This window comes from Achromobacter sp. FW305-C-30-7 (assembly GCF_058783105.1).
Genome location: NZ_JBYSYI010000006.1, coordinates 111,999 through 127,479, shown reverse-complemented (window position 1 = coordinate 127,479; position 15,481 = coordinate 111,999). Strand labels below are relative to the sequence as shown.

Genomic DNA, 15,481 nt, shown 5'->3' with positions numbered 1-15,481 from the left:
GAGACACCAGCGTGAACATCAAGACCCTGCTCACCGCAGCCGCCGCCGCGGCGGCGCTCGCCACGGCCGCTAGCGCCCAGGCGGACGCTTATCCCGAACGCCCCATCCGGCTGCTGGTGGGCTATGCCCCAGGCGGCCCCGTGGACACCACTGCCCGCGTCTTCGCCAAGTACCTGGGCGACAAGCTGGGCCAGTCCGTGGTGGTGGAGAACCGCGCCGGCGCCAGCGGCATGATCGCCTCGGACGCCACCGCCAAGGCCCCGCCGGACGGCTACATGCTGGGCTTCGCCGCCAGCCCCACCCTCACCATGTCGCCGCTGGTCCAGCGCAGCACGCTGTTCGATCCGCGCAAGGACTTCTCGCTGATAGGACTGGTGGTGGACTACGCCAACGTCCTGCTGATCGGCCCGCAGATTCCCGCCAAGAACGTCAGCGAACTGGTCACCTACGCCCGCGCCCATCCCGATGCCGTGTCCTTCGGCTCGGCCGGCATCGGCGCCTCCAACCACCTGTCGGCGGAACTGCTGAAAAAGCAGGCGGGCGCGCCCATGCTGCACGTGCCCTACAGGGGCAACTCGCCGGCCATGGTCGACGTGATCAGCGGCAAGATCACCTTCATGTTCGACATCACCAGCACGGCCATACCGTTCATCAAAAGCGGCAAGGCCCGCGCCCTGGCGGTCACCTCCAAGACCCGCAACCCCGAACTGCCCGACGTGCCCACCATGGTCGAAGCCGGCATGAAGGACTACGAGGTGGTGGGCTGGTACGCGCTGGTGGGTCCGAAGAAGCTGCCCGACGCCGTCGCTGCCCGCCTGACCCGCGCGCTGAACGAGGTCTCCAGCGATCCCGCCTTCCGTCAGGCCATGACCGACGGCGGCTACACCATCAACACCGGCGACTCCAAGGCGCTGCAATCACGCATCGACCGTGAATACGCCCTGTGGTCCGACGTCATCCAAAGCGCCAACATCCAGGCCAACTGACCCCCCGGAGCATCCAGATGAATCCCCCGCTCGCGCTGCACACCCAAACCCGCCTGCCCGTCATCGGCGCCCCCATGTTCCTGGTTTCCGGTCCGGACCTGGTGGTGGCGCAATGCGCGGCGGGGATCATCGGCACCTTCCCCTCGCTTAACGCCCGTCCGCAGGAACAGCTGCACGACTGGCTTACCCGCATCGAAGACGGCCTCGCCGCCAGGCGCCAGGCCGCGCGCGGCGCTCGCATCGCGCCCTACGGCGTCAACCTGATCGTCCACCCCAGCAATCCGCGCTGGCAGGGTGATCTGGCCATCTGCGCCGAACGGCGCGTGCCGCTCATCATCACCTCGCTGCATGCGCCCGAAGCCGTGGTGGCAGCCGCGCACGGCTACGGCGGGCTGGTGTTCCATGACGTCACCAACGTGCGGCATGCCCAGCGCGCGCTGGACGCCGGCGTCGACGGCCTGATCCTGGTGGCGGCAGGCGCAGGCGGCCATGCCGGCCAGATCAATCCGATCGCGCTGGTCAACGAGATCCGCGCCTTCTACGACGGCCCGCTGGCGCTGTCCGGCTGTATCAGCCACGGCAAGGACATCCTGGCCGCGCAAGTGCTGGGCTGCGACTTCGCCTACATGGGCACGCGCTTCATCGCCACCCAGGAATCATTGGCAGGCGACGCCTACCGCGAAATGGTGCTGCAGGCGCAAGCCGCGGACGTCACCTACACCCCCTACTTCTCGGGCGTGCCCGCGAACTATCTGTCGGCCAGCATCCAGGCCGCGGGCCTGGACCCACTGGAGCTCGCCAGGAACGGCATCGCCCCGCCCGCCAACATGGACAAGAGTTCCCGGCCCAAGGCCTGGAAAGATGTGTGGAGCGCGGGCCAGGGCGTGGGCGCCGCGCAGGAGGTCCTGCCGATCGCGATGCTGGTGGATCAGCTGGAAGCCGAATACCACGGCGCGCGCGAGGCCCTGCTTCGACGCTAATCCAGCTTGATGTTGGCCGTCTTGATGACGTCGCGCCACTTCGCGATTTCGTCGCGCACAAAATCGCCGAACTGCTCGGGGGTGCCAGGCTTGGGCTCGGCCCCCGCGGCGATCATGCCCTGCGCGGTGGCCTGATCCGACAGCACCCGCACCAGGTCCGCATTCACGCGCTTCACAATATCGGGCGGCGTGCCCTTGGGCGCCATCACGCCGCTCCACGAGTAGGCCTCGTAGCCCGGCAGGCCCGCCTCGGCGATGGTCGGCACGTCCGGCAGCATGCTGGAACGCGTTGGATTGCCCACGCCCAAGGCGCGTACCTTGCCGCCCTTCAGATGCGGCACGGCGGAAGGACCGTCGGCGAACATCACCTGCACCTGTCCGCCCAGCAGGTCCTGCATGGCGGGCGCGCTGCCGCGATATGGCACGTGCTGGATGCGCACGCCTGCCATGGCGTTGAAGAGCTCGCCGGCCAGATGCGTGCCGCCGCCCGTGCCCGATGAACTGAACGACAGTTTGCCCGGGTTCGCCTTGGCGTAGGCGATCAGTTCGCTCACCGAATTCACGGGCAGCGCGGCGTTCACCACCAGCACGATGGGGAAAACCGCCGCCATGCCGACCGGCACGAAGTCCCGGGTGATGTCGTAGCTCAGATTGCCCCGCAGGCTGGGCAGCACCGCGTGGTGGATGGAAGCGAAGAAGTAGTTGTAGCCGTCGGGCTCGGCCTTGGCCGCGAACTGCGCGCCCACGATGCCGCCCGCGCCCGACTTGTTGTCCACCACCGTAGGCACCGACCACAACTGGCCCAGCGGCTGCGTGGTAAAGCGCGCGGTCGTGTCCACGGGCCCGCCCGCGGGGAATGGCACGATGAAGTTCACGGCATGCGCCGGCCAGGCGGCGGCGCGGGCGATGGCGGGGAACAGCGCAGGCAGCGCGGCGGCGGCGCACGCGGCGCCCAGCCCCGCAATGGCGCGGCGGCGTAGTAGATCGGTCACGGCAGTCTCCTGGTTCTCGGTTTTATGGGCGGCCAAGCTCTAGGACTGCTGCCTGACGCCTTTTTTATTATTTGCCGAACCGGCGGAGCCGCCGCTACATATTTGCAAAAGCCCCTCTTCGGGACGCGCTACAGGCCGCGCGCCGCGCGCTGCACGTGTCCGATGAAGCATTCCGCGAAACTGGGCAGATCGCGTCCGCGCTGACGGCACAGCAGGCGGTCGCGCAGCGCCCAGGGATCATCCAGTTTGAGCACGTGCAGCGCGTCCGGGCGGCTGTAGCGCGCGGCGCAGGCGCGCGGCACCACCGCGATCCCCGCGCCCGCCTCCACCATGCGGCACACGGCTTCGAAGCTGCCCACGTGCACGCGCTGGCAGATGCGCTTGCCCAGGCCGCTGGCGATGTCTTCCAGGAAGGTCTGGATGGCGCTGTCGGGATGGATGCCGACGAACTGGTACGCGTCCAGCAGGTCAGCGAAATGCGCGGACTCGGAGGCAGCCAGCGGATGATCCAGCGACGTCACCACGGTGAGCTCATCGCGGAACAGCGGCGTGACGTCCAGGCCGGACACATCGATATTGCCCGCCACCAGCCCCAGATCTCCCTGACCTGCGCGTATGGCAATGACGATATCGCCAGAAATCTTTTCTTCCAGTTCCACATCCACATCAGGGTTTTCCGCAAGAAACGTGGACAGCGCATCGGCCAGGAAGGAATTGGTGGCCGTGGTGTTGGCCAATAGGCGCAGGCGTCCCTTCAGGCCGCTGGCATAGGGCTGCAGGTCCGCGTTCAGGCATTCCAGCTGCCGGAATACGGCATTCGCATGCTTGAGCAGCACTTCGCCCGCCGGCGTCAGCGCCACGCCCGTGGCCATGCGCACCAGCAGCCTGGCCTTGAAGGCCTCTTCCATGTTCTTCACCCGCGCGCTCGCCGCCGGCAGGGATAGGAAGGTGCGCTCGGCAGCCCGGGTCAGATTGAGTGTTTCCCCCACGTTCAGAAACAAACGCAGGTCCGTCAGATCGTGTCTCATGTTCCACCACGCAGAAGGGGGGCATATCTAATTTTGAATTCTTCGCATGCCTCGTCGAATCTACCATGGTGCATCCCCTCGAACCAGAGCGTTTGATGCGGAACTGTTTTCCACACGGCGCGCGCGCCGCAGCACAGGAGTCAACTTCAATGAGCGGCATGGTTTCCGGAAAAGTAGTGATCGTTACCGGCGCGGGCGGCGGCATCGGCCGCAGCATTGCGCTGGCCATGGCGCAGGCCGGCGCCAAGGTGGTCGTGAACGACATCGGCGTATCGCTCACCGGCGAAGGCGGCGCGGAAGGCCCCGCGCAAGCGGTCGTCAAGGAGATCATCGCGGCGGGCGGCCAGGCCGTCGCCAACACGGACAGCGTGGCCGCCTACGACAGCGCCAGCCGCTGCGTGCAGACGGCGATCGACGCCTTCGGCCGCATCGACGCCGTCGTCAACAACGCCGGCAATCTGCGCGACCGGGTTTTCCACAAGATGAGCGAAGAGGAATGGAGCCAGGTGCTGGGCGTGCACCTGAACGGCTCCTTCTTCATGAGCCGCGCGGCGGCGCCCTACTTCCGCGAACAGGAGTCCGGCGCATTCGTGCACATGACCTCCACGTCCGGACTGATCGGAAATTTTGGCCAAGCCAACTACGCCGCGGCCAAGCTGGGCATTGTGGCCCTGTCGAAGTCCATCGCGCTGGACATGGCGCGCTACAACGTCCGCTCCAACTGCATTGCGCCGTTCGCCTGGAGCCGCATGACCAGTTCCATTCCGGCCGAGACGGATGAGGAAAAGGCCCGCGTCGAAAAGCTGAAGAAGATGGAAGCCGGCAAGGTCGCGCCCATGACCGTCTACCTGGCCAGCGACGCCGCCAGCGAGGTCACCGCACAGATCTTCGCGGTGCGCGCCAACGAGATCATGCTGATGAGCCAGCCGCGACCGCTGCGCACCGTGCATCACGGCGACGGGTGGACGCCAGAGCGCATCGCCGAGATCGCGGTGCCCGCCATGCGCAAGCACTTCTACGCGTTGGAGCGTTCGCCCGACGTGATCGACTGGGACCCCATCTGAGGCCGCCATGCCCCTGGACTACGCAACCGTAAAAAACTGGCGCTTCGACGAGGTGCGCCAGCGCTACGACGAGAAAGACACCATGCTGTACGCCCTGGGCATAGGCCTGGGGCAGGATCCCGAAGACGCCGGCCAGCTGCGCTACGTGTACGAAAAAGGCTTGCAGTCCTTCCCCACCATGAGCGTGGTGCTGGGCTACCCGGGCTTCTGGGTCCGGGACCCGCGCGCCGGCATAGACTGGGTGCGCGTGGTGCATGGCGAACAGCGGCTGACGATGCACGCGCCCCTGCCGGCAGCGGGCGTCGTCATCGGCAAAAGCCGCAACACGCACGTGATCGACAAAGGCGCCGACAAGGGCGCCATCATCATCACCGAACGCACCCTGCATGGCGAGGACGGCGCCTGCCTCGCCACCCTGCGGCAAAGCACCTTCTGCCGCGGCGACGGCGGCTTCGGACCAGGAGACGACAGCCCCGCCGCCCTGCCCGCCGCGCCCGACGGCGAACCAGACCTGCGCTGCGAGATCCGCATTCCCGCCAACGCGGCCTTGCTGTACCGGCTGAACGCCGACCGCAATCCGTTGCACGCAGACCCCGAGGTCGCGCGGCAGGCCGGCTATCCCAAACCCATCCTGCACGGGCTGTGCACCTACGGCGTAGTGGCCCACGCCATCGTCAAAAGCTGCTGCGGCTACGATGCCTCGCGCCTCGTCAGCCTGAACACGCGCTTCTCGGCGCCGGTGTACCCCGGCGAAACCCTGCAATGCGACATCTGGCGCCTGCCCGACGGCCAGATCCGCTTCCTGGCCCGCGCGCTGGAACGCAAGATAGTCGTATTGAGCCACGGCACCGCGGAGCTGAAACCATGACGCGCCCGCCCGCCTTGAGCGGCATCCGGGTGCTGGACCTCTCGCGCATCCTGGCCGGCCCCTGGTGCACGCAAAACCTCGCCGACCTGGGCGCCGACGTCATCAAGATCGAACGTCCCCGCGTAGGCGACGACACCCGCGCCTGGGGCCCGCCCTTCCTGAAAGACGGCGACGGCCGCGACACCGAGGAATCCGCCTACTACCTCAGCGCCAACCGCAACAAGCGCTCGGTAGAGGCCGACATGGCCACACCCGCGGGCGCCGCGCTGATCCGCGAACTGGCGGCCGCCAGCGACATCCTGGTCGAAAACTTCAAGGTCGGCGGCCTCGCCAAATACGGCCTGGACTACGACAGCCTCAAACAGATCAACCCGCGCCTGATCTATTGCTCGGTCACCGGCTTCGGCCAGGACGGCCCCTACGCGCAGCACCCCGGCTACGACTTCATGATCCAGGGCTTGGGCGGCCTGATGAGCATCACCGGCGAACGCGACGACCTGCCCGGCGGCGGCCCGCAAAAGGCCGGCGTGGCGGTGACCGACATCATCACCGGCATGTACGCCACCGTCGCGATCCTGGCCGCCTTGCAGGAACGCCACAACAGCGGCCTGGGCCAGCACCTGGACATCGCCCTGCTGGACAGCCACGTCGCCATGCTGGCCAACCAGAACTCCAACTACTTCAACTCCGGCGTCGCGCCCCAGCGCGCCGGCAACGCGCACCAGAACGTCGTGCCCTACCAAGTGTTCGCCGCCAGCGACGGCCACCTGATCGTCGCCACCGGCAACGAATCGCAGTACCGCGCGTACTGCCGCGCCATCGGCGCACCCGAGCTGGGCGACGACCCGCGTTTTGCCACCAACCGCATGCGCCTGGCCAACCGCGAGCTGCTGGTCGGCCTGCTGACCGAGATCATGCGCCAGGGCCAGCGCGACGAGTGGATCGCCAAGCTGGAGGCCGTGGGCGTGCCCTGCGGGCCGATCAACGATATCGCTCAGGCCCAGGCACATCCGCAAGCCCAGGCGCGGCAGCTGCGCCGCGATTTGCCGCATCCGGCAGGCGGCGTGGCGGCGGTGACGGCCAGCCCGTTGCGCTTGTCGGCCTCGCCGGTCGAGTACCGCCGCGCGCCGCCGCTACTTGGGGAGCACACGGAAGAAGTGCTGCGCGAGGTGCTGGGCAAAACGCCGCAGGAGATCGCCGCGTTCCGCGCCGCGCTGCAAGCACCATCACATTCAAATTAATCACGTATGTCATTTCCGGCCGCCCGCGCGGCCGGAAATGGCGGGCAACAAGAACGTCGTCCCTGACCACAACTCCAGCAGCGCACCAGACCAAGACACAAGTAGCCCGTCGTCGCGGGCGCCTGGGTGGCGAGCAACCTCGATGCGCCCGAGGGAATCTGAAGGAGCCGCCGCAGGCGGGGACGAAGATGACGAAGGGGCAGTCCGGAGCGAACGCTCCGGACCGCAATCGTGGGCGCTCGCCACCCAGGCGCCCGCGACGACGGGCGGCCTACGAAACGAGGAACTCCCCGAAGCCAGAACCCCTCAAAAAAAAACGGCCACCGTCGCCCGGCAGCCGTCTTTTTCAAGGCCCGTCAAACCAGGCCATGACAATCAGTGGAATCAAGCCACAGCGACCGGAATCTTCCCGATCTTCGCCTGCCATTCCTTAGGCCCCGTGGTGTGGACAGAAGTGCCCTGAGCGTCAACCGCCACCGTCACCGGCATGTCCTTCACGTCGAACTCATAGATGGCTTCCATGCCCAGGTCCGCAAAACCCAGCACCTTGGCGCCACGAATCGCCTTCGACACCAGGTAAGCCGCGCCGCCCACCGCCATCAGATAAGCCGAGTTGTGCTTCTTGATCGACTCGATCGCCACCGGCCCGCGCTCCGACTTGCCGATCATCGCGATCAGCCCGGTCTGCTCCAGCATCATGTCCGTGAACTTGTCCATCCGCGTGGCCGTCGTGGGACCCGCCGGGCCAACCACTTCATCGCGCACCGGATCCACCGGCCCCACGTAATAGATGACCCGGTTCTTGAAATCCACCGGCAGCGGCTCGCCCTTGGCCAGCATATCCTGGATACGCTTGTGAGCCGCATCGCGGCCCGTCAACATCTTGCCCGACAGCAGCAAAGTCTGGCCCGGCTTCCAGCTGGCCACTTCTTCCTTCGTCAGCGTATTCAGGTCCACCTGCTTGGACTTGTTGTAGTCAGGCGCCCAATGCACTTCCGGCCACTCCGACAACGACGGCGGATCCAGGCGCGCCGGGCCCGAGCCATCCAGCTCGAAATGCGCATGACGCGTAGCCGCACAGTTCGGAATCATCGCCACGGGTTTCGAGGCCGCATGCGTCGGGAACGTGCTGATCTTCACGTCCAGCACCGTCGTCAAGCCGCCCAGGCCCTGCGCGCCGATACCCAGCGCGTTGACCTTCTCATACAGCTCGATGCGCAGCTCTTCCAGCTTGCTCTGCGGGCCGCGCGCCAGCAGCTCATACATGTCGATGTCTTCCATTAACGACTGCTTCGCCATCAGCATGGCCTTCTCGGCCGTGCCGCCGACGCCTATGCCCAGCATGCCCGGCGGGCACCAGCCGGCGCCCATCGTCGGGACCGTCTTCAGCACCCAATCCACCAGCGAATCGCTCGGGTTCAGCATCGCAAACTTGGACTTGTTTTCCGAACCGCCGCCCTTCGAAGCCACTTGCACGTCGACCTTGTCACCCGGGACAAGCTCGACGTGCAGGATACAGGGCGTGTTGTCGCGCGTGTTCTTGCGCGCGAACAGCGGATCGTCCAGCACCGAGGCGCGCAAAGGATTGTCCGGGTTCAGATAACCGCGGCGCACACCTTCATCACAGAGCTCCTGCAGCGTGCGCTTGGTCTCGAAACGCACGCCCATGCCGACCTTCAGGAACACGTTGACGATGCCCGTGTCCTGGCACAGCGGACGCTTGCCTTCGGCGCACATGCGCGAATTAGTCAGGATCTGCGCCATCGCGTCGCGCGCGGCGGGGCTTTCCTCGCGCTCATAGGCGCGGGCCAGGTGGCGGATGTAGTCGACGGGATGGTAGTAGCTGATGAACTGGATGCCATCGGCTATCGACTGGATGAAGTCTTCTTCTTTAATGATGACGGACATGGCGATATGCGGGTGTAGATGGATAACGTGAAAACGCGGCCGGCAGAACCGGCCGCGCGCGGGTGCTTGAAGCCTATTTTATTTCCCTTGCCAGACGGGCTTGCGCTTCTCGGCGAAAGCCGTGGCGCCTTCCTTGGCGTCGGCCGACGAAAAAATGTGCGCAATTAGCGGACGCTGCTGGTCGAACATGCTGGCCTGGTCCCAGTCGCCCGACTGCGCAACCACGCTCTTGGCGGTCTGCACCGCCAGCGGGCCGTTCTCGACGATGGCGCGGGCCAGTTCCAGCGCGCCGGCCAGGGCGACGCCCGGCTCGGTCAGGCGGTTGACCAGCCCGAAGGAGTGAGCGCGCTCGGCCGTCAGCATTTCGCCCGTCAGGATCACTTCCATGGCGATGTGGTACGGCAGGCGGCGCGGCAGGCGCAGCATGCCGCCAGCGCCGGCCACCAGGCCGCGCTTGACTTCCGGCAGGCCGAACTTGGCATTGCTGGCCGCCACGATCAGGTCGGACGCCAGCGCCATTTCGCAGCCGCCGGCCAGCGCATAGCCTTCCACCGCGGCAATCAGCGGCTTCTTGGGAGGCCGTTCGTTCAGGCCGGCGAAACCGCGGCCTTCCACGTAGGGACGCTGCCCCGACTTGGCGAAGGCCTTCAAGTCCATGCCCGACGAAAACGTGCCGCCGCCGCCCGTCAGGATGCCGATGCGGATGTCGTCGCGGCTGTCCAGCTGGTCCAGCGCCGCGGCCAGGGCCTGCGCGGTTTCCAGGTTGATGGCGTTCTTGGCCTCGGGACGGTTGATCGTGATGATCTGGATGCCGTCGGTGACTTCTACCTTGATCAGGTCTGACATAGGACTGCTCCTTCCGGGAATTCTCGGAATCGGGTTCCGGGTTTTATATAAGACTTGGTACGCAACCTGGAATCATACGATCATTGGTTTGCAGGCGCAGGGCGGGTCCCGGACAGTGTCCACCAGGGACACACTCGCCCCGGGAGAAGCGCCCGGAAAGCATAGATGTAACTGTCCGTCAGCGCCGTCGGAGCCAGAGCGCTTCAGGCCAGTTAAAATGCCGGGTTTCCCACGCCCAGGGCAAGCCTGGCCCGGCGGCCGAATTCCAAGAATCCTATGCTCACCTTTCAGCAAATCATCCTTACGCTCCAGGAATACTGGGACAAGCAGGGTTGCGCCCTGCTGCAGCCCTACGACATGGAAGTCGGCGCCGGTACTTCGCATACCGCCACGTTCCTGCGCGCGATCGGCCCGGAGCCCTGGCGCGCCGCCTATGTGCAGCCCTCGCGCCGCCCCAAGGACGGCCGCTACGGCGAAAACCCCAACCGCCTGCAGCACTACTACCAATACCAGGTCGTGCTCAAGCCCGCGCCCCCGGAAATCCTGGACCTGTACATCGGTTCGCTCAAGGCCCTGGGCATCGATCCGACCCAGCATGACATCCGCTTCGTCGAGGACGACTGGGAAAACCCCACGCTCGGCGCCTGGGGCCTGGGCTGGGAAGTCTGGCTCAACGGCATGGAAGTCACCCAGTTCACCTACTTCCAGCAAGTCGGCGGCCTGGACTGCACCCCGACCACCGGCGAGATCACCTACGGCCTGGAACGCCTGGCCATGTATCTGCAGGACGTGGAAAGCGTCTACGACCTGGTCTGGACCGAAGGCGCCAACGGCAACCGCGTGCTGTACCGCGACGTGTTCCACCAGAACGAAGTGGAACAGTCCACCTACAACTTCGAGCATTCGTCGGCCGAGATGCTGTTCTCGCACTTCAATGACTACGAAGCCGAGGCCAAGCGCCTGATGGAAGTGCCGCTGGCGCTGCCCGCCTACGAGGCCGCTCTGAAGGCCGCACACACGTTCAACATGCTGGACGCGCGCGGCGCGATCAGCGTCACCGAGCGCGCCGCCTACATCGGCCGCATCCGCAACCTGTCGCGCGCCGTCGCGCAGGCCTATTACGATTCCCGCGAACGACTGGGCTTTCCCATGCTGGGCCGCGACAAGGCCGCCGGGGAGGCAGCATAAATGACGACGAACATCCGCCCGCTGCTGGTCGAACTGCTGACCGAAGAACTTCCGCCCAAGGCCCTGCAGAAGCTGGGCCAGGCCTTTGCCGAAGGCGTGCGCGCCACGCTCGAGCGCCACGGCCTACTGGCCGCCGGCTGCGCCGTGACCGCCTATTCCACGCCGCGCCGCCTGGCCGTGCACCTGTCCGCCGTGCTGGCGCAGGCGCCGGACCAGCCCTATGCCGAAAAGCTGATGCCGGTGAAGATCGGCCTGACCGATGACGGCAAGGCCACGCCCGCGCTGCAAAAGAAGCTGGCCGCCAAGGGCCTGGAAAACATCGACCTGGCAACCCTGGAACGCGAGTCCGACGGCAAGCAGGACTACCTGGTCGCGCGCGGCACCGCCGCCGGCGCCCAGTTGGCCGCCGGCCTGCAGGAAGGCATCGATGCCGCCATCAACGGCCTGCCCATCCCCAAGGTCATGCGCTACCAATTGGCCGACGGCGTCACCTCCGTCAAGTTCGTGCGCCCGGCGCACGGCCTGGTCGCGCTGTTCGGCGCCGACGTGGTTCCGGTGTCCGCGCTGGGGCTGGCCGCCGGCCGCGACACGCTGGGCCACCGCTTCATGAGCGCGGGTCCCGTGTCCTTCGCCGACGCCGACGCCTATGCCGCCACCTTGGCCGAAAAGGGCCGCGTGATGGCCTCGTTCGAAGGCCGCCGCGACGAGATCCAGCGCCAGTTGCTGGACCATGCCGGCCGCCTCAACGCCACGCTGGGCGACGATCCCGAAGTGGCCGCGCTGCTGGACGAAGTCACGGCCCTGGTCGAACACCCCACCGTCTACGTGGGCCAGTTCGAAGAGCAGTTCCTGCAAGTGCCGCAGGAATGCTTGATCCTGACCATGCGCCTGAACCAGAAGTACTTCCCGCTGTTCGATCCGGCCAGCGGCCGCCTGACGCACCGCTTCCTGATCGTCAGCAACATGCACACCAACAATCCGGTGAACATCGTCGAAGGCAACCAGCGCGTGGTGCGCCCGCGCCTGGCGGATGCGCAGTTCTTCTTCGAAACCGACCGCAAGACCCCGCTGGCGGCGCGCGTCGAGCAATTGGGTTCCATCGTCTATCACAACAAGCTGGGCACCCAGCTGGAACGCGTGGAGCGCGTGCGCGCCATTGCCCGCGGCGTGGCCGAGCAGCTGGGCGGCGACGTCTCCGCCGCCGACCGCGCGGCCATGCTGGCCAAGGCCGACCTGGGTTCGAACATGGTGGGCGAATTCCCCGAGCTGCAAGGCGTCATGGGAGCCTACTACGCGGCCGGCGACGGCGAGCCCGACAGCGTGGTGCAGGCCCTGCGCACGCAGTACCGCAACCGCTATGACGCGCCCGTCACCGCCGACACGCTGACCGCCGCCGTCCTGTTCGTCGCCGAGCGCGTGGAAACCATGGTCGGCATCTGGGCCATCGGCCTGGCGCCCACCGGCGAACGCGACCCCTTCGGTCTGCGCCGCGCCGCGCTGGGCCTGATCAGCGCCTTCGAGCAACTGGCCGCGGGCGGCTGGCTCAAGATCAGCGAGGCTGGCCCGCTGTCGCTGGACGGCCTGCTGGAACTGGCGGCGGGTACCTTCCCCGCCGGCAAGATCCCTGCCGACACGCTGCCCGAAGTCCGCGCCTTCATCTATGAGCGCTACCGCAACCAGCTGATCAACGAGTTCGACCGCAATGCCGTCGAAGCCGTGATCGCGCTGACCCCGCCGCTGCACCAGGTGGCCGAGCGCGTGCGCGCCGCCGCCGCGTTCGCGCAACTGCCCGAGGCCGCCAGCCTGGCCGCCGCCAACAAGCGCATCGGCAACCTGCTCAAGAAGGCCGAAGGCGAGATCGGCGCCGTGAACGACGCCGCGCTGGTGGAACCGGCCGAAAAGGCCCTGGCCACCGCCGTGTCCGCGCTGCGCCCGAAGGCCGAGGCACAACTGGCCGCCGGCGACTTCGCCGGCAGCCTGAGCACGCTGGCCCAGGTCCGCGAGCCCGTGGACGCCTTCTTCGCCGACGTCATGGTCATGGCCGAAGACCCGGCCGTGCGCGCCAACCGGCTGGCCCTGCTGAGCCAGCTGCATGGCTTGATGAACCAGGTCGCTGACATCTCCAGGCTGGCACAGTGAAACTCATCATCCTAGACCGCGACGGCGTCATCAATCAGGACAGCGATTCGTTCGTCAAGAATCCCGACGAATGGATCGCCCTGCCCGGCAGCCTGCACGCCATCGCCCGGCTGACGCAGGCGGGCTGGAAGGTGGTGGTCGCCACCAACCAGTCGGGCCTGGCGCGCGGCCTGTTCGACATGGACACGCTGACCGCCATCCACACCAAGATGCGGCGCGAGCTGGCCGCCGCGGGCGGCAGCATCGACGCCGTCTTCATGTGCCCGCACGGTCCGGACGACAACTGCTCCTGCCGCAAGCCCAAGCCCGGCATGTTCGAACAGATCGGGCACCGCTACGACGTCGACCTGGCCGGCGTGCCGGCGGTGGGCGATTCGCTGCGCGACCTGCAAGCCTCGTCGTCGGTCGGCTGCTCGCCCTGGCTGGTGCTGACCGGCAACGGCAAGAAAACATTGGCCAAGGGCGGCCTGCCCGACAACACCCGCGTGTGCGACGATCTGTCGGCCGTGGTCGATACCTTGCTCCAGGACCATTGATCCAATGGCCCGGCTACGTTCGCTGCTGTACTTCCTGTTCCTGGCCGTCACGGTCATTCCCTACGCCTTCGCCTGCATTCTGTGGGCGCCGCTGCCGCTGCATTGGCGCTACAAGCTGACCGTGGGCTGGCCGCGCCTGGCCATCTGGGGCGCGCGCTTCTTCTGCGGCATCCGCTGGCAGGTCAAGGGCTGGGAAAACCTGCCTGACGGCCCCGCGGTGCTGCTGTCCAAGCACCAGTCGGCCTGGGAAACGCTGTTCTTCCCGGCCCACATGCCGCGCGAAGTCTGCTTCGTCTACAAGCGCGAACTGCACATGGTGCCGTTCTTCGGCTGGGGCCTGGCGCTGCTGCGCATGATCCCGATCGACCGCGCCAAAGGCCGCGACGCCTTCGAACAGGTGGTCAAGCAAGGCCAGACCCGCCTGGACGAAGGCCGCTGGCCCCTGCTGTTTCCCGAGGGCACCCGGGTCCCGCCCGGCAAGACCGGCCGCTTCAAGATGGGCGGCGCGCTGCTGGCATCGCGCACCGGCGCGGTCGTCATCCCGGTGGCGCACAATGCCGGCGAATGCTGGCGCCGCAACGCTTTCATAAAGTATCCCGGCATGGTTACCGTCTCCATCGGTCCCGCGATAGAATCCAAGGGACTCTCCCCCGACGAACTGAACCAGAAGGTTCAGGACTGGATCGAAGGGGAAATGCGGCGTCTCAATCCAGAAAGGTATGGCCAGCACTGATCAGCTCGAACTCCTGTTCGATGAACAGCAGCACGACGCGCCCGCGGGCGCGCCGCCGCTGAGCGCCGCGCCCAAGCCGCCGGCCCCGCCCCGGGCAACACCGCCCAAGCCCCTCTTCCCCGATCTGCCGCCAGCCACCGCGGCCACGAGCGAACCTTTGCTGACGCCCTCGCCCAACGCGGCGGCGCGCGTCCCCACGCCCTGCCCCGATCCGCTGCCGCCCGGCGCGCGCTGGCGCGAGGTTTCGACCGAGCAACAACCCATAGGCTTCGTGCTGCTGCGCTCGCGCCGCCGCAGCATCGGCTTCGTGATCACCGACGACGGCCTGCGCGTCACGGCCCCCAACTGGGTCACGTTGACGCAGGTGGACGACGCCGTGCGCGAAAAGGCCCGTTGGATCCTGGCCAAGCTGCGCGAATGGCACGCCCGCAAGCAGCAACTGGCCATGGCGCATACGCGCTGGCAGCCCGGCGGCGAGCTGCCCTATCTGGGCAAGCGCATCGTCATCGGCGTGGGCGGCGACAGCCGCCAGGCCAACCTGTCCGGCGATGCGGACGCCCCCCAGGATGGCGACACCCTCTGGTTGGCGTTGCCGTCCTCGGCGGACCAGGGCCGTATCCGCGATTCGGCCCAAGCCTGGTTGCAGCAGCGCGCCGGCGCCTGGTTCGGCGCCCGCCTGGCCCATTTCCTGCAGGTCAGCGGACTGAAGATCCAACGCTGGCGCCTGTCGTCGGCCGCCACCCGCTGGGGCTCCTGCACCAGCGACGGCAACATCATGCTGAACTGGCGCCTGATCCATTTCGCGCCCGCCATCATCGACTACGTCATCGCGCACGAGCTTGCCCATTTGCGCGAAATGAACCACAGTCAGGACTTCTGGCGCGAAGTGGGGCAGATCCTGCCCGACTTCGAAGACGCCAAGAACATCCTGCGGCGCCACGACCCCGCATCCTTGCCTCAGTTCTGAGGCAT

Annotated in this window: 14 protein-coding genes; 10 read left to right on the top strand and 4 right to left on the bottom strand. The window is 66.8% G+C overall.

The features are described from left to right. Positions 1-11: 11 nt before the first annotated feature. The gene (locus tag AC3WOB_RS20435; protein ID WP_492276018.1) at positions 12-986 is read left to right on the top strand and encodes a Bug family tripartite tricarboxylate transporter substrate binding protein; all 975 of its coding nucleotides are present in this window, start codon (positions 12-14) and stop codon (positions 984-986) included. Positions 987-1,003: 17 nt separating this feature from the next. After that, positions 1,004-1,966 (top strand): NAD(P)H-dependent flavin oxidoreductase, encoded by a 963-nt coding sequence (locus AC3WOB_RS20430; RefSeq protein ID WP_492276017.1) that lies wholly within the window; start codon positions 1,004-1,006, stop codon positions 1,964-1,966. On the opposite strand, the gene AC3WOB_RS20425 is transcribed toward AC3WOB_RS20430, so the two are convergent. Both AC3WOB_RS20425 and AC3WOB_RS20420 read right to left on the bottom strand, forming a co-directional pair. Then, positions 1,963-2,958, bottom strand: a complete 996-nt coding sequence (locus AC3WOB_RS20425; protein ID WP_041652271.1) for a tripartite tricarboxylate transporter substrate binding protein — start codon at positions 2,956-2,958, stop codon at positions 1,963-1,965. The two genes, AC3WOB_RS20430 and AC3WOB_RS20425, sit on opposite strands and share 4 nt — an antisense overlap. A 128-nt stretch (positions 2,959-3,086) precedes the next feature. Next, entirely contained in the window at positions 3,087-3,986 is a 900-nt protein-coding gene (locus AC3WOB_RS20420; RefSeq protein WP_013391624.1) for a LysR family transcriptional regulator, read from the bottom strand. A 149-nt stretch (positions 3,987-4,135) separates the two neighbouring features. Between AC3WOB_RS20420 and AC3WOB_RS20415 the strand changes: the two genes are divergently transcribed. From AC3WOB_RS20415 to AC3WOB_RS20405, 3 genes are read left to right on the top strand one after another with little or no spacing between them, the layout of a single operon-like run. Further along, the gene (locus AC3WOB_RS20415) at positions 4,136-5,050 is read left to right on the top strand and encodes an SDR family NAD(P)-dependent oxidoreductase (RefSeq protein WP_492276016.1); all 915 of its coding nucleotides are present in this window, start codon (positions 4,136-4,138) and stop codon (positions 5,048-5,050) included. A 7-nt stretch (positions 5,051-5,057) separates the two neighbouring features. Further along, entirely contained in the window at positions 5,058-5,918 is an 861-nt protein-coding gene (locus AC3WOB_RS20410; protein WP_492276015.1) for a MaoC family dehydratase, read from the top strand. Further along, entirely contained in the window at positions 5,915-7,159 is a 1,245-nt protein-coding gene (locus AC3WOB_RS20405; protein WP_492276014.1) for a CaiB/BaiF CoA transferase family protein, read from the top strand. The genes AC3WOB_RS20410 and AC3WOB_RS20405 overlap by 4 nt, the downstream gene beginning before the upstream one ends. A gap of 384 nt (positions 7,160-7,543) precedes the next feature. Here AC3WOB_RS20405 and AC3WOB_RS20400 read toward each other — a convergent pair whose 3' ends face one another. Next, complete coding sequence (locus tag AC3WOB_RS20400) at positions 7,544-9,067, bottom strand: fumarate hydratase (protein WP_013391620.1); 1,524 nt, start codon at positions 9,065-9,067, stop codon at positions 7,544-7,546. A 78-nt stretch (positions 9,068-9,145) separates the two neighbouring features. Then, positions 9,146-9,913: a crotonase/enoyl-CoA hydratase family protein gene (locus tag AC3WOB_RS20395; RefSeq protein WP_492276013.1), complete on the bottom strand. Its 768-nt coding sequence runs from the start codon at positions 9,911-9,913 to the stop codon at positions 9,146-9,148. 276 nt (positions 9,914-10,189) lie between these two features. Between AC3WOB_RS20395 and glyQ the strand changes: the two genes are divergently transcribed. The 5 genes from glyQ to AC3WOB_RS20370 are packed head-to-tail and all read left to right on the top strand — an operon-like array spanning position 10,190 to position 15,476. Next, entirely contained in the window at positions 10,190-11,101 is a 912-nt protein-coding gene (glyQ, locus tag AC3WOB_RS20390) for a glycine--tRNA ligase subunit alpha (protein WP_332010731.1), read from the top strand. Then, on the top strand, positions 11,102-13,240 hold the full coding sequence (gene glyS / locus AC3WOB_RS20385; protein WP_492276012.1) for a glycine--tRNA ligase subunit beta: 2,139 nt from the start codon (positions 11,102-11,104) through the stop codon (positions 13,238-13,240). After that, the gene (gene gmhB, locus AC3WOB_RS20380; protein ID WP_207473766.1) at positions 13,237-13,776 is read left to right on the top strand and encodes a D-glycero-beta-D-manno-heptose 1,7-bisphosphate 7-phosphatase; all 540 of its coding nucleotides are present in this window, start codon (positions 13,237-13,239) and stop codon (positions 13,774-13,776) included. Before glyS ends, gmhB begins: the two co-directional genes overlap by 4 nt. A gap of 4 nt (positions 13,777-13,780) precedes the next feature. Further along, positions 13,781-14,509, top strand: coding sequence for a lysophospholipid acyltransferase family protein (locus AC3WOB_RS20375; protein WP_492276011.1), 729 nt, complete (start codon positions 13,781-13,783; stop codon positions 14,507-14,509). Further along, positions 14,496-15,476, top strand: coding sequence for a M48 family metallopeptidase (locus tag AC3WOB_RS20370; RefSeq protein WP_492276010.1), 981 nt, complete (start codon positions 14,496-14,498; stop codon positions 15,474-15,476). Before AC3WOB_RS20375 ends, AC3WOB_RS20370 begins: the two co-directional genes overlap by 14 nt. Positions 15,477-15,481 lie beyond the last annotated feature (5 nt).

Excerpts from the sequence above, each read along its gene's own strand:
- AC3WOB_RS20430 (WP_492276017.1), top strand. The coding sequence starts at position 1,004 with ATGAATCCCCCGCTCGCGCTGCACACCCAAACCCGCCTGCCCGTCATC.
- AC3WOB_RS20420 (WP_013391624.1), bottom strand. The coding sequence starts at position 3,986 with ATGAGACACGATCTGACGGACCTGCGTTTGTTTCTGAACGTGGGGGAA.
- AC3WOB_RS20415 (WP_492276016.1), top strand. The coding sequence starts at position 4,136 with ATGAGCGGCATGGTTTCCGGAAAAGTAGTGATCGTTACCGGCGCGGGC.
- AC3WOB_RS20410 (WP_492276015.1), top strand. The coding sequence starts at position 5,058 with ATGCCCCTGGACTACGCAACCGTAAAAAACTGGCGCTTCGACGAGGTG.
- AC3WOB_RS20405 (WP_492276014.1), top strand. The coding sequence starts at position 5,915 with ATGACGCGCCCGCCCGCCTTGAGCGGCATCCGGGTGCTGGACCTCTCG.
- AC3WOB_RS20400 (WP_013391620.1), bottom strand. The coding sequence starts at position 9,067 with ATGTCCGTCATCATTAAAGAAGAAGACTTCATCCAGTCGATAGCCGAT.
- AC3WOB_RS20395 (WP_492276013.1), bottom strand. The coding sequence starts at position 9,913 with ATGTCAGACCTGATCAAGGTAGAAGTCACCGACGGCATCCAGATCATC.
- glyQ (WP_332010731.1), top strand. The coding sequence starts at position 10,190 with ATGCTCACCTTTCAGCAAATCATCCTTACGCTCCAGGAATACTGGGAC.
- glyS (WP_492276012.1), top strand. The coding sequence starts at position 11,102 with ATGACGACGAACATCCGCCCGCTGCTGGTCGAACTGCTGACCGAAGAA.
- AC3WOB_RS20375 (WP_492276011.1), top strand. The coding sequence starts at position 13,781 with ATGGCCCGGCTACGTTCGCTGCTGTACTTCCTGTTCCTGGCCGTCACG.
- AC3WOB_RS20370 (WP_492276010.1), top strand. The coding sequence starts at position 14,496 with ATGGCCAGCACTGATCAGCTCGAACTCCTGTTCGATGAACAGCAGCAC.